We start from the raw sequence: 12623 nt of genomic DNA on the forward strand, positions 1-12623 counted from the left end.
CCTCGAAAAGTTACACGGACGCGGGATCCAGTTTTTCCACGTCGATGCCGTATTTGGCGATGGCTACACCAATCTTGCTGCGCGGCAGCTCGCCTCCATCCGCCAGCGCCGTCAGCGCTGCCAGCACGATGAAATGGCGGTCCACTTCAAAGAAGGTGCGCAAGGATTCGCGCGTATCGGAGCGGCCGAAGCCATCCGTACCCAAGGTGACGAAGCGCCGGTCGTGCACGAAGGGGCGCACCTGGTCGGCCACGATCTTCATGTAATCGGTGGCGATCACCACCGGGCCTTGCCGGCCAGCCAGGCATTGCTCGATGTAGGGCACGCGCGGCGCGCTGTCCGGGTGCAGCATGTTCCAGCGCTGCACGGCCAGGCCGTCGCGCCGCACTTCCGTCAGGCTGGTGGCGCTCCACACGTCGGCCGCCACGCCGAAATCCTGCTGCAGCAGCACGCTGGCGGCCAGCACCTCGCGCAGGATGGACCCGCTGCCCATCAGCTGCACGCGCGGCGTGGTTGCCATGAGTGCTTCCGGACTTTCCTGCAGCAGATACAGGCCCTGCAAGATGCCCGCCTCGGCCCCTGCCGGCATGGCCGGGTGCGGATAGTTTTCGTTGAGTAAGGTGATGTAATAGAAAATATCCTCTTGCTCGGCAAACATGCGGCGCATGCCATCGTGGATGATGACGGCCAGCTCGTAGGCATAGGTGGGGTCGTACGAGATGCAGTTGGGAATCACGGACGACAGCACGTGGCTGTGGCCATCGTCGTGCTGGAGTCCCTCCCCCATCAGTGTCGTGCGGCCCGACGTGGCGCCCAGCAAAAAGCCGCGCGTGCGGGCATCGGCCGCCGCCCACGCCAGGTCGCCCACGCGCTGCAAGCCGAACATCGAATAGAAGATGTAGAACGGGATGGTGGCCAGGCCATGGTTGCTGTACGACGTGCCGGCGGCGATCCATGAAGAAATGGCGCCCGATTCATTGATCCCCTCCTGCAATATCTGCCCATCCTTGGCTTCCTTGTAATAACTGAGCTGGCCCGCATCCTGCGGCGTGTACAGCTGACCCAGGTAGGAATGGATGCCGATCTGGCGGAACAGGCCTTCCATGCCGAACGTGCGCGATTCGTCCGGCACGATGGGCACAATGATCTTGCTCAAGGCGGGATCTTTCAGCAGAGTACCTAGGATGCGCACAAAGGCCATGGTGGTGGACGCGCCCCGCTCCCCGCTATCGTTGAGCTGGGTGGCGAACGCGGACAGCGGCGGTATGGGCAAGGGCGCCACCTTGCCGATGCGGGCGGGAATGTAGCCGCCCAGCTGCGCCCGGCGCGCGGCAAAGTAGCGCCCTTCCTCGCTGTCCGGCGCCGGTTTCAGGTAGGGCATTTCTTCCAGCTGGGCATCGCTGACGGGCAGTGCGAAGCGGTCGCGGAACGTCCGCACGGCGTCGGCGCTCATCTTTTTCAGCTGATGGTTGATGTTCTGCCCTTCTCCCGCCTCGCCCATGCCGAAACCCTTGACGGTCTTGGCCAGGATCACGGTGGGACGGCCCGGCGTGCGCATGGCCTCGGCATACGCGGCGTGCACTTTCTCCGGGTCGTGGCCGCCGCGCGTCAGCTTCCAGATGTCGTCGTCCGACATGTGCGCCACCAGCGCCAGCAGTTCCGGATACTTGCCAAAGAAATGCTCGCGCACATAAGCGCCATTTTGCGACTTGAAGGTCTGGTAATCGCCGTCCACGCATTCCATCATGCGCTGGCGCAACAAGCCGCTCGTATCGCGCGCCAGCAAGGCATCCCAGCCGCTGCCCCAGACGACCTTGATGACATGCCAGCCGGCCGCGCGGAACGTGCCTTCCAGTTCCTGGATGACCTTGCTGTTGCCGCGCACGGGACCGTCGAGGCGCTGCAGGTTGCAGTTGACGACAAAGATCAGGTTATCCAGGCGCTCGCGTCCGCCCAGCGAAATGGCGGCCAGGGATTCGGGCTGGTCCATCTCGCCGTCGCCGAGGAAGGCCCATACCTTGCGGCCCTGGTGTTCCTTCAAGCCACGGTACTCGAGGTAGCGCATGAAACGGGCCTGGTAGGCGGCCGTCAGCGGGCCCAGGCCCATGGAGACGGTGGGAAATTGCCAGAAGTCGGGCATCAGCCGGGGATGCGGATACGACGACAAGCCCTCGCGCCCCGCTTCGCGGCGGTAATTGTCCAGCTGCGCTTCCGTGATGCGGCCTTCCAGATAGGCGCGGCCATAGATGCCGGGCGCGGAATGGCCCTGGATGTAGACCAGGTCGCCGGCGAACTGGTCTGTGCGGCCACGGAAGAAGTGGTCAAAACCCACGTCGTACAGCACGGCCGCCGACTGGTAGGTGGCGATGTGGCCGCCCACGTTCGAATGCCTGGCCGCGCGCAAGACCATCACCATCGCATTCCAGCGGATGTACGCGTTCAGGCGGCGCTCGATGGCCGGGTCGCCCGGATACGCACCCTGGCGTTCGGTGGCGATGCTGTTGGTATAGGCCGTGGTGACGCGGCCATGCATGCCGCCGTGCTGCGCGGAATCGGAATCGACGAGCTGGTCAAGCAAATAATGGGCGCGCGGACGCCCTTCCACCGCGACGACGGCCTGCATCGCCTCCAGCCATTCTTTGGTTTCCTGCGGGTCAATATCGGGCACAGCGAGGGATGTGGTCATGGCAGTCTCCTGGGTTGGGAAATTCGATACGCGAATAATTGCTTATGCAATCATTGCATTTGCAATCGTTACGACGGCCATTGTATAGCGCTATAATTGCATTTGCAACTGTGACCGATCTGGAGGAATACCGATGTCTGAAACCGCGCCTGAAACTGGCCCGGGCTCCGCGCCCGACCTGTGGTTCTCGTTCGTGCGCACGCACCGTTTGATGATCCGCGAAATCGAGCGCCGCCTCGCCGCGGCCGGCCTGCCCGTATATGCGTGGTATGACGTGCTGTGGGGACTCGAAAGCGGACAGGACGGTTCGCGCCGCATGCATGAACTGGCCGACGCTCTGGCCATCGAGCGCTACAACCTGACGCGCCTGGTGGACAAGCTGGAAACGGACCGGCTGGTGACGCGCACGCGCTCGATGGAAGACGGGCGCGCCGCCTTCGTTTCCATCACGGAAGATGGCAAGGTCTTGCGCAAGAAGATGTGGACCGTCTACCAGGCCACGGTGGCCGACCTGTTCCTCGCGCACTTTGACAGCGGCGAGCAGCAGGACTTCAGCGCCGCCCTCGCGCGCGCCGCCGAGGCGGCACGCAACGCAGGCCAGGGCAAGGTTCAGAGCAAGGCGTAGCGCCGCAGCGCGTAATCGACGGACTGCAGGGGCAGCGCGCCATCGTCGGCCAGGGCTTTCAAGGCCGTGACGGCCAGCCATGGCGCGCTGACCTCCATCATGGCGTCGGCACCGACGGCGATGAAACGCCCGCGCACGTAACCGCCGATCTGCCCCGCGATGTGCTGCCCATAGCCTGTGACGGCGATGACGGGCGCGGCGCTGTCATCGAGGCAGCGCCGCACATGGGCCAACCTTGGGACGGCGCGCGGATGACGCAGGTTCCACTGCTCCGCCGCCTGTGCATCGCGCGCCAGGCGCGTATAGCTGGGGCAACTCCACACTTGCGTCGCGATATCCCAGTCGTCCTTGAGCAAGCGGGCCGCATCGGCAACGACGGCCAGCATCGCTCCCGCCCCGCACAGACGCACCCGGCATGGCTCAGGGCTCAGCGGCGACACGCGGTACATGCCCAGGCTGGCCGCTGCCGCATCGGCGGCCGACAAGGGCGCCGCCACCGCATACTCATCCGCACCTTCGTCCGCATCTTCGTCATGTATGGCCAGATAGTAAAAGCCTGACTGCTGTTCCACATACAGCGTTTCCAGTGCCGAGCGCAGAATGGCGCGCACTTCCTCGCCCGTGGCCGGATCGAACGGCGTGCAATTATGCTGCGCGGACAGCCAGGCGGGCAGCGCGGGCTGCACGCCTTTCGGCCAGTGCGAGGCTTGCGTTTCCGCGTCGCTGCAGACGATGCCACGCTCGCAAGCATCGACCAGCACGCCACACAATGCCTGAACCGATGCTGGACGGCACAGATACAACAGCGGTTTGTCGGCGCCATAGCGCAGCGGCCAGGCACTGGCGGACGCCGTGACATTCCAGGCATCGTCAGGCCGCTGCATCACTTCCGCGCGCACGATGCGGATGGCGTTCACCGCACCGGGGCCCGTCTGCAAGCTGCCCGCCATGGCGCCCAGCGCCCGGCGTGGCGAAACCTGCCGCAACGGCAACGCCGGCGGTGCCGCCAGCGCGGCCAAGCAAGCTTGGACGGTGTCGCGCGCCACGTCCAATGGCGGTGGAGGAAGTAAAGGGGAAGAATGCATGCAGGCTCCTGTCGCAACAATGCTTGCGCAAGGCAGATATTGCCTATACGATTGCAAATGCAATTATTGTAGTTGCAATCCTTTGCGCGTACAAGTGCGCGAGCCAAGTGAAATCCTGTCTTCGAGGTGAAAAATGACGCTGAACAATCCTGAAACCGTGCGCATGGCCTATGCCGTGAAACTGACGAATGCGCAAGTCGAGGCGGCCAAGCGCCTGTATGCCGCGCATTTCGGCGGCACTGACAACCCGCAGGCGATGGCCGCCATCATCGCGGCGCTGGCGCGCAACTACAGTTCGGCCGTGGCGGCGAATGTGCTGTAGCGGACCACGTACGACGCGGGCAAAAAAAAGCCCGCTACGGAAGCGGGCTGAATCTAATTCCTGTGAGGAAGTAGAGGAGACAGGTGAATGATGCCGCATCGCAGCATCATTATCCAATTGCATGTTGTGATGACAGAAATACGATTGTTCTATATCTCAGCCACTCTCAGCCACGTTTCAGCCATAGCGGCCTCCCCTGCCCCTGCCATCCTTACGCCACGGTGTCGCCGCGCAAGGTTTTCGCTGCCGCTACCATGTTGGCCAGCGCAGGAATGACTTCTTTCCAGCCGCGCGTCTTCAGGCCGCAATCGGGATTGACCCACAGGCGCTGCGCGGGAATGCGCTCGGCCGCCTTGCGCATCAGCTTGACCATCTGTTCCTGGCCAGGAATGTTGGGCGAGTGGATGTCGTAGACGCCAGGGCCGATGTCGTTCGGGTAGTTGAAATCATCGAAGGCATCCAGCAATTCCATATCGGAACGCGAGGTTTCAATCGTGATGACGTCCGCATCCATGCCGGCGATCTGCGCGATGATGTCGTTGAATTCCGAATAGCACATGTGCGTGTGGATCTGCGTTTCATCGGCTACGCCATTGGCCGTGATGCGGAACGATTCCACGGCCCAGCGCAGGTACTCGGCCCACTGGGATTTGCGCAGGGGCAAGCCTTCGCGCAGCGCCGCCTCGTCGATCTGGATCACGCGGATGCCGGCCCGTTCCAGGTCCCGCACTTCGGCGCGGATGGCCAGCGCCAACTGGTAGCACGACACGGAACGGGGCTGGTCATCGCGCACGAAAGACCAGTTCAGGATCGTGACGGGGCCCGTCAGCATGCCCTTCATCGGCTTGTCTGTCAGCGCCTGGGCGTAGGTAATCCACTCGACCGTCATGGCGCGCGGGCGGCTGATGTCGCCGAACAAAATGGGCGGCTTCACGCAGCGCGAACCGTACGATTGCACCCAGCCGAACTGGCTGAAGGTATAGCCGTCGAGCTGTTCGCCGAAATATTCCACCATGTCATTGCGTTCCGCCTCGCCGTGCACGAAGACGTCCAGGCCCAGCGCTTCCTGTTCCTGGACGCAATGGGCGATTTCCGCCTGCATCAATTTTTTATAGCTGGCTTCATCGAGCTGGCCGCTGCGGAACTGGCTGCGGGCCTGGCGGATTTCCGCCGTCTGCGGGAAGGAGCCGATGGTTGTCGTCGGGTACGCGGGCAGTTGCAACAGCGCAGCTTGCTTGGCGGCACGTTCGGCATAGCTGCCGGCGCGCTGGCCCAGGCTGGCGTCGATGCGGGCCACGGCCGCTTTCACTGCCGGATTGTGCACGCGCGGCGACTGGCGGCGCGCTTGCACGGCAGCATGATTGGCGTCCAGCGCCGCCTGGACGGAGGCGCGGCCCTGGTTTAGTGCGCCGGCAATCGTGTGCACTTCATCAAGCTTTTGACGGGCAAAGGCCAGCCACGATTGAATGTCCTGCTCGAGTTTTTGTTCACTGTCCAGGTCAACAGGAACGTGCAGCAAGGAGCATGACGGGGCGATCCACAGGCGCGATTGCAGGCTGGCGTGCACGGGTTCCAGCCACGCCAGCACGGCATTCAAATCCGTCTTCCAGATATTGCGGCCATTTACGACACCCAGAGACAGCACGCTCGTGGCGGGCAACCGGGCAATCACCTGTTCCACTTCCTCGCGGGCATTGACGGCATCGAGGTGCAAGCCTTGCACGGGCAGCTTGCACGCCAGTGCCAGGTTCTCTTGCAGCTTGCCGAAATACGTGGCCAGCAGCAATTTGACGTTGTTGGCCTTGCTCAAGGCATCGTAGGCCGTGACGAGCGCCTGCTGCCAGGCGCTGTCCAGTTCCGTGACGAGGATAGGTTCATCGATCTGCACCCACTCCACGCCTTGGGCGGCCAGTTCCTGCAACAGTTCCACGTAGACGGGCAGCAAGCCTTGCAGCAGCGCCAGCTTGTCAGAATCATCCTTGGCCTTGCCCAGCCACAGATAGGTGACAGGGCCGATCAGCACGGGCTTGGCCTTGACATTCAATTGGCGCGCTTGCGCCAGTTGCTGCAGCAAACGGCTGCTGTCGAGCTTGAATTGCATTCCGGCCGAAAATTCCGGCACGATGTAGTGATAATTGGTGTCGAACCATTTCGTCATTTCGCCGGCGTGGACGCAGCTGCAATCGCTGTCGCTGGCCGAGCGGCCACGGGCCACGCGAAAATAGTTATCAAGCGCCGCGCCTTCCAGGCCGCGCACGCGTTGCGGCAAGTTACCCAGGGTAAAACTCAGGTCCAGCACCTGGTCATAGAAGGAAAAGTCGCCCACGGGCGCCAAGTCCAGCACATTCTGGTCTTGCCAATGGCGCTGGCGCAATTCGGCGCCCTGGCTTTCCAGCGCGGCCAAGGTGATGTTGCCCTTCCAGTAGTCTTCCAGGGCAAATTTCAGTTCGCGTTTGGCGCCGATGCGCGGGTAGCCCAAATTGTGTGTCGTGACGGTCATGGTCGTGCCTCCTGATGAAGTATGGAATCATCATAAAGGCTTTCATCCATGAAAAATAATGGTAAAACTTCATATATCCATTAATAATATTCATAGGAAGGCAGGCGGGCACGGGCAAAAAAAAGCCCGCTACGGGAGCGGGCTGAATCTAATTCCTGTGAGGAAGTAGAGGAGACAGATGCATGATGCCGCATCGCAGCATATCAAGCCAATTGCATGTTGTGATGATAGAAATATGATTCATCAATATCTGCGGCAAGTACGGTATCTCAAGCGCTGGCCCGCGCGATCAGTTCGTAGGCCAGCGGCGCCAAGGCCGGTGGCGCGGCGCCCTCGTCCACTTCGCCCAGGCGCTGCAGGATTGCTTGCGCGGCCAGGCGGCCGATGTCATAGCGCGGTACGCGTATCGTCGTCAGCGCCGGCATGAGTTTTTCCGAGAACGGGAAGTCGCCGAAGCCCGCCACCGCGCATTGCTCGGGAATGCGGATGCCCAGGCGCGCCGCTTCATAGATAGCGCCGGCAGCCATGTTGTCGTTGGCAAAAAACAGGGCGTCGGGCCGCTCGGCGCGCGCCATTTGCTCGCTGAACACTTGCCCGCCCGCGTCGAGCGGCGCCGTCACCGACGCTTGCACGATTTCCGGACGCAAACCCAGCTGCCGCATGGTTTCCTCATACCCCTGGGCCCGCTTGCGCGCGCGGAAATCACTGCCGATGCCGCTGTCGACGTAGACGATGCGCCGGTAGCCTTGCCCGTGCAGATACAAGGTCATGTCGCGCCCCGTGGCGATGTGGGAAAAACCGATCTGCGGATACGGCCGCTCGGGGCGGATATCCCACGTTTCGATGACGGGAATCTGCAAGCCCGCCAGCAAGGTTTCCGTGGCGGCGCTGTGGTCGGCGCCCGTCAGCACGAGCGCGCGCGGCGACCAGCCGAGAAAGGCGCGCACGACCTTTTCTTCCGTCTCGATCGAGTAATCGTGGGTGGCCAGCAGCAACTGGTAATTGTGCTGCGACAAGGTGGTCGACAAGCCCTGGATGGTTTCCGCAAAGATGGAGTTCGACACGCTGGGCACGATGGCGCCCACGATGCGGCCCTGGGTCGAGGCCAGGCCGCCTGCCGCCTCGTTGCGGATATAGCCGAGCTGGTCGATGGCGCTCTTGATACGGTCGCGCGTTTCCTGCGACACGCGGTCCGGCTCCTTGAAATAGCGCGACACGGAAATGGCCGAGGTCTGTGCCAATTTGGCCACATCGAACACGGTGCTGCGGCCGAGGCCACGCCGCTTGCGTACTGGGTCGTTCATGGGTACTGCCTTCTCAAAAATCGGTGATCACCACGCATGATGCCATGGCCGGGCGCACGGGGGACGCCAGCGTATCGCCGGTGCTTTACGGCTCTTCGGCCGGGCCGCAGAAATTCCACCCTGGAAATTGGCGTCAATGAAATCATGCCGATAGTGTAAGGGCTGCGCGCCTGCACCCTGCATTAAATCTGTTGACAGCCCCCCGCGATTCAAATTATATTTCGCTGTACTTGCAATGTTAGCGCTAACAAAGACGACAAGCAAGACCCGAGACAGCAGCACTGGAACGCCATACGCAGCGCGCCAGGCAACCAAAAAGGACACACATTGAGCTCCGCTACCTCCCGCCGCACGCTGGAATCCCTGCGCAGCCAGCGCTGGCTGGCCCCAGACGACATGCGCTCGTTCGCCCACCGCCAGCGCCTGCAGCAGATGGGCTTGCGCCGCGAGGAATTCCTCGACCGCCCCGTCATCGCCATCATCAATACCTGGAGCGACCTGTCGCCGTGCCACTCGCATCTGCGCGAACGGGCCGAAGCCGTCAAGCGGGGCATCCTGCTGGCCGGCGGCTTCCCCGTCGAGCTGCCGGCCCTGTCGCTGGGCGAAGTGATGGTCAAGCCCACCACCATGATCTACCGCAACTTCCTCGCCATGGAAACGGAAGAACTGCTGCGTTCGCTGCCCATCGACGGCGCCGTGCTGCTGGGCGGCTGCGACAAGACGACGCCAGGCATGCTGATGGGCGCCATCAGCATGGATATCCCCGCCATCTTCTGCCCTGCCGGCCCCATGCTCAACGACCGCTACCGCGGCCAGAGCGTGGGCGCGGGCACGCACACCAAGAAATTCTGGGACGACTACGTGGCTGGCGACATCGCCAAGCCCGAGTGGATCAAGCTCGAAGCGAAGATGACACGCTCGCCCGGCACCTGCAACACCATGGGCACGGCGTCCACCATGACGTCCATCGTCGAAGCGATGGGCTTTACCTTGCCGGGTGCCACCAGCATTCCCGCCATGGACGCCAACCACGTGCGCATGGCCTCGCAATGCGGCGAGCGCATCGTCGGCATGGTGTGGGAAGACTTGAAGCCGTCGCGCTTCTTCACCCGCGCCGCGCTGTCGAACGGCGTGGCCGCCTACATGGCGCTCGGCGGCTCGACCAATGCGGCCATCCACCTGGTCGCCATCGCCGGGCGCGCCGGCCTGGCCCTGTCGCTCGATGAAATGGATGCGATGGCGCAAAAAGTACCGGTCATCGCCAACCTCTTCCCGTCCGGCGACAAGCTGATGGAAGATTTCTTCTATGCGGGCGGCATGCCGGCCCTGCTCAAGGAAATCGCGCCGCAGCTGGACTTGACGGCCTTGACGGTCACGGGCCGCAGCCTGGGCGAAAACATCGCCGACGCCGTCTGCCTCGACGACAGCGTGATCCGCAAGGTGTCGCAGCCGGTGGCCGACGGCGCGGCGCTGGCCGTGCTGCGCGGCAACCTGTGTCCTGGCGGCGCCGTCATCAAGCCGTCGGCCGCGAATCCGAAATTTGCCAAGCATCGCGGACGCGCCCTCGTGTTCGACTCGAACGCGGAGATGCTGGCGCAAATCCATGCGTCGGACCTGGACATCGATGAAAACACGGTGCTGATCCTGCGTAATGGCGGCCCCATCGGAGCCCCTGGCATGCCGGAATGGGGCAATTTGCCCGTGCCGAAAAAGCTGCTGCAGCAGGGCATCCGCGACATGGTGCGCATCTCCGACGCGCGCATGAGCGGCACCCACTACGGCACCTGCGTATTGCACGTGACGCCGGAAGCGGCCGTGGGCGGCCCCTTGGCTTTGGTGCGCAACGGCGACATGATCGAGCTGGACATCGCCGCGCGCACCCTGAACATGGATGTGACGGACGAGGAACTGGCGCGCCGCCGGGCCGAGTGGCAGGCGCCGGCGCAAAAATATGCGCGCGGCTACACCAAGCTGTACATGGAGCACGTGACGCAGGCCGACCAGGGCTGCGACCTCGACTTCTTGCTGGGCAACGCCGCCACGCCCGAGCCGCCGATCTTCTGACGCCGCCTTCCCTACATATATAGAGAGCACAAAGTAAATATGGATATCCTGGACAACCCTTTCCGCGCCTTGCTGGCGGACAAAGCAGTACCGCTGGGCAGCTGGCTGATGGCCGGCACGCCCGTGACGGCCGAAGCCATGGGCTGCGCCGGCTTCGACTGGCTGGTGCTGGACATGGAACACGTGCCCATCGACTACCAGGACGCCTACCAGATCCTGCAGGCAGTGGGCGGCACGCCGGCCTGCCCCGTCGTGCGCCTGGCTTGGAACGACCTGGTGCAAATCAAGCGCGCGCTCGACATCGGCGCGCAGACCCTGATGTTCCCGTTCGTGGAAAACGCGGCAGAAGCGCGCAGCGCCGTGGCCGCCACCCGCTATCCACAGCCGGGCCAGGCCGTTCCCGGCACGCGCGGTTTTGCCGCCATGCATCGCGCCAGCCGCTATGGCACCGTGCCCGACTACGCCACCCGCGCCAACGGCGCCGTCTTCTCGATCATCCAGCTGGAAACGCCGGCCGCCCTGGCGCAGCTGGAAGAGATCGCCGCCGTCGAGGGCGTCGACGCCCTGTTCGTGGGACCCGGCGACCTGTCGGCGGCCATGGGCCAGATCGGCAATATCGGCCATCCCGACGTGCAGGCGGCGATTGCCGACGCTGCCCGCCGCGCCCGCGCCATCGGCAAACCCATCGGCATTGTCGGCCCTTCGCCGGAAATGGTGCACACTTTCATTAGTTACGGCTATGACTACGTGGCCATCGCTTCGGACATGGGCATGATGATGCGCCAGGCCAACGCCTTTATCACGGCCCTGAAACCGTCGTTGGCGAAAGCCCTCGACACGGGCGCCTACTAATCTATTTCTGTTGCAACGCACGTAGCGCGCTCAGACGCGTCATTCGCATCTTTTGGAGACAAGCATGTCAGGTGTAAAACTGGAAAAGGTCGTCAAGAAGTACGACAACGGCGTCGAAGTCATTCATGGCATCGACCTGGAAATCAAGCAAGGCGAATTCGTCGTCTTCGTGGGCCCTTCGGGCTGCGGCAAGTCCACCCTGATGCGCATGGTCGCGGGGCTCGAGTCCATCACGGGCGGCACCATCTCCATCGAGGGGCAGGTCGTCAACGACTTGCCGCCGCGCGAGCGCGACATCGCCATGGTCTTCCAGGACTATGCGCTGTATCCGCACAAGTCCGTGTTCGACAACCTGGGCTTTGGCTTGAAGCTGCGCAAGTTTCCGAAGGCGGAAATCGAACAGCGCGTGCGCGCCGCCGCCACCATCCTGAAAATCGACCACTTGCTCGACCGCAAGCCGCGCGCCCTGTCCGGCGGCCAGCGCCAGCGCGTGGCCATGGGCCGCGCCATCGTGCGCCAGGCCAAGCTGTTCCTGTTCGACGAACCGCTGTCGAACCTGGACGCCCTGCTGCGCTCGGAAATGCGCACGGAAATCAAGAAGCTGCACCAGCGCATCGGCGCCACCACCATTTACGTCACGCATGACCAGGTCGAAGCGATGACCCTGGCCGAGCGCATCGTCGTGCTGTCTGGTGGCAATATCATGCAGGTCGGCACGCCGGACCAGATCTACAACGAGCCCGTGTCGAAATTCGTCGCCGGATTCACGGGTTCGCCGCCGATGAACTTCCTCGGCGCCAAGGTGGCGCGCAATGGCGCCGGCCAGGCCGAGATTGTGCTGGGCGCGGCCCGCCTGGCCCTGCCGCTCGAGCGTCAGGCTGCCTGCGGCAAGCTCGATGGCCGCGCCGTGGAATTCGGCATCCGCCCGGAAGACATCACCCTGGAGGCGGCCGGCAGCGCCAGCGCCGCCCTGGCCGCCACCGTGGTCGTGGTCGAGCCGCTGGGCGCGGAAACCCTCGTCATCTTCCAGTGCGAAGGCGGCGAATTGACAGCGCGCCTGCCGCCCACGTTTGCACTGGCGCCAGGGCAGCAAGTCACGGTACAGCTGGACATGGAGAAATTCCACCTGTTCGATCCGCAGGGCGGCGCGGTACTGCCATCCCGATAAGCCGCGCACAAGCGGCA

General features: G+C 63.3%; 9 protein-coding genes. 5 read left to right on the top strand and 4 right to left on the bottom strand.

Annotated features, from left to right (window positions below):
• Nucleotides 1–10 precede the first annotated feature (10 nt).
• Complete coding sequence (aceE, locus tag ASN89_RS16130) at nucleotides 11–2686, bottom strand: pyruvate dehydrogenase (acetyl-transferring), homodimeric type (protein ID WP_058049971.1); 2676 nt, start codon at nucleotides 2684–2686, stop codon at nucleotides 11–13.
• 133 nt (nucleotides 2687–2819) lie between these two features.
• Here aceE and ASN89_RS16135 point away from each other — a divergent pair, with 133 nt between their 5' ends.
• Nucleotides 2820–3311 (top strand): MarR family winged helix-turn-helix transcriptional regulator, encoded by a 492-nt coding sequence (locus ASN89_RS16135; RefSeq protein WP_046684177.1) that lies wholly within the window; start codon nucleotides 2820–2822, stop codon nucleotides 3309–3311.
• On the opposite strand, the gene ASN89_RS16140 is transcribed toward ASN89_RS16135, so the two are convergent.
• The gene (locus ASN89_RS16140; protein WP_152988589.1) at nucleotides 3296–4396 is read right to left on the bottom strand and encodes a transketolase-like TK C-terminal-containing protein; all 1101 of its coding nucleotides are present in this window, start codon (nucleotides 4394–4396) and stop codon (nucleotides 3296–3298) included. The genes ASN89_RS16135 and ASN89_RS16140 overlap by 16 nt on opposite strands.
• Before the next feature lie 133 nt (nucleotides 4397–4529).
• On the opposite strand from ASN89_RS16140, the gene ASN89_RS16145 reads away from it, so the two are divergent.
• Nucleotides 4530–4718 (top strand): hypothetical protein, encoded by a 189-nt coding sequence (locus tag ASN89_RS16145; RefSeq protein WP_046684175.1) that lies wholly within the window; start codon nucleotides 4530–4532, stop codon nucleotides 4716–4718.
• 211 nt (nucleotides 4719–4929) lie between these two features.
• Here the strand turns inward: ASN89_RS16145 and metE are convergent, their stop codons facing one another.
• Together metE and ASN89_RS16155 are read right to left on the bottom strand one after the other, a co-directional pair.
• Nucleotides 4930–7218 carry a 5-methyltetrahydropteroyltriglutamate--homocysteine S-methyltransferase gene (metE, locus tag ASN89_RS16150; RefSeq protein ID WP_058049973.1) on the bottom strand — a complete coding sequence of 763 codons (2289 nt, stop codon included), beginning with the start codon at nucleotides 7216–7218 and terminating at the stop codon, nucleotides 4930–4932.
• 269 nt (nucleotides 7219–7487) lie between these two features.
• On the bottom strand, nucleotides 7488–8522 hold the full coding sequence (locus ASN89_RS16155; RefSeq protein WP_058049974.1) for a LacI family DNA-binding transcriptional regulator: 1035 nt from the start codon (nucleotides 8520–8522) through the stop codon (nucleotides 7488–7490).
• A 396-nt stretch (nucleotides 8523–8918) separates the two neighbouring features.
• Here ASN89_RS16155 and araD point away from each other — a divergent pair, with 396 nt between their 5' ends.
• The 3 genes from araD to ASN89_RS16170 all read left to right on the top strand — a co-directional run bounded on the left by araD (nucleotide 8919) and on the right by ASN89_RS16170 (nucleotide 12606).
• A complete protein-coding gene (araD, locus tag ASN89_RS16160) occupies nucleotides 8919–10586 on the top strand; it encodes an L-arabinonate dehydratase (protein WP_235501992.1) in 1668 nt (555 codons plus the stop codon).
• 39 nt (nucleotides 10587–10625) lie between these two features.
• Nucleotides 10626–11438: an HpcH/HpaI aldolase family protein gene (locus ASN89_RS16165; protein ID WP_058049976.1), complete on the top strand. Its 813-nt coding sequence runs from the start codon at nucleotides 10626–10628 to the stop codon at nucleotides 11436–11438.
• A 64-nt stretch (nucleotides 11439–11502) separates the two neighbouring features.
• Entirely contained in the window at nucleotides 11503–12606 is a 1104-nt protein-coding gene (locus tag ASN89_RS16170) for an ABC transporter ATP-binding protein (protein ID WP_058049977.1), read from the top strand.
• The last annotated feature ends 17 nt before the right edge of the window (nucleotides 12607–12623 follow it).

The sequence above is a fragment of the Janthinobacterium sp. Ant5-2-1 genome (assembly GCF_001445815.1).
Taxonomy (GTDB): domain Bacteria; phylum Pseudomonadota; class Gammaproteobacteria; order Burkholderiales; family Burkholderiaceae_D; genus Janthinobacterium; species Janthinobacterium lividum_E.

What these genes read in the sequence shown, in the direction of transcription:
- ASN89_RS16145 (WP_046684175.1), top strand. Translation starts at nt 4,530, where the DNA reads ATGACGCTGAACAATCCTGAAACCGTGCGCATGGCCTATGCCGTGAAA.
- ASN89_RS16155 (WP_058049974.1), bottom strand. Translation starts at nt 8,522, where the DNA reads ATGAACGACCCAGTACGCAAGCGGCGTGGCCTCGGCCGCAGCACCGTG.
- ASN89_RS16170 (WP_058049977.1), top strand. Translation starts at nt 11,503, where the DNA reads ATGTCAGGTGTAAAACTGGAAAAGGTCGTCAAGAAGTACGACAACGGC.
- aceE (WP_058049971.1), bottom strand. Translation starts at nt 2,686, where the DNA reads ATGACCACATCCCTCGCTGTGCCCGATATTGACCCGCAGGAAACCAAA.
- araD (WP_235501992.1), top strand. Translation starts at nt 8,919, where the DNA reads ATGCGCTCGTTCGCCCACCGCCAGCGCCTGCAGCAGATGGGCTTGCGC.
- metE (WP_058049973.1), bottom strand. Translation starts at nt 7,218, where the DNA reads ATGACCGTCACGACACACAATTTGGGCTACCCGCGCATCGGCGCCAAA.
- ASN89_RS16140 (WP_152988589.1), bottom strand. Translation starts at nt 4,396, where the DNA reads ATGCATTCTTCCCCTTTACTTCCTCCACCGCCATTGGACGTGGCGCGC.
- ASN89_RS16135 (WP_046684177.1), top strand. Translation starts at nt 2,820, where the DNA reads ATGTCTGAAACCGCGCCTGAAACTGGCCCGGGCTCCGCGCCCGACCTG.
- ASN89_RS16165 (WP_058049976.1), top strand. Translation starts at nt 10,626, where the DNA reads ATGGATATCCTGGACAACCCTTTCCGCGCCTTGCTGGCGGACAAAGCA.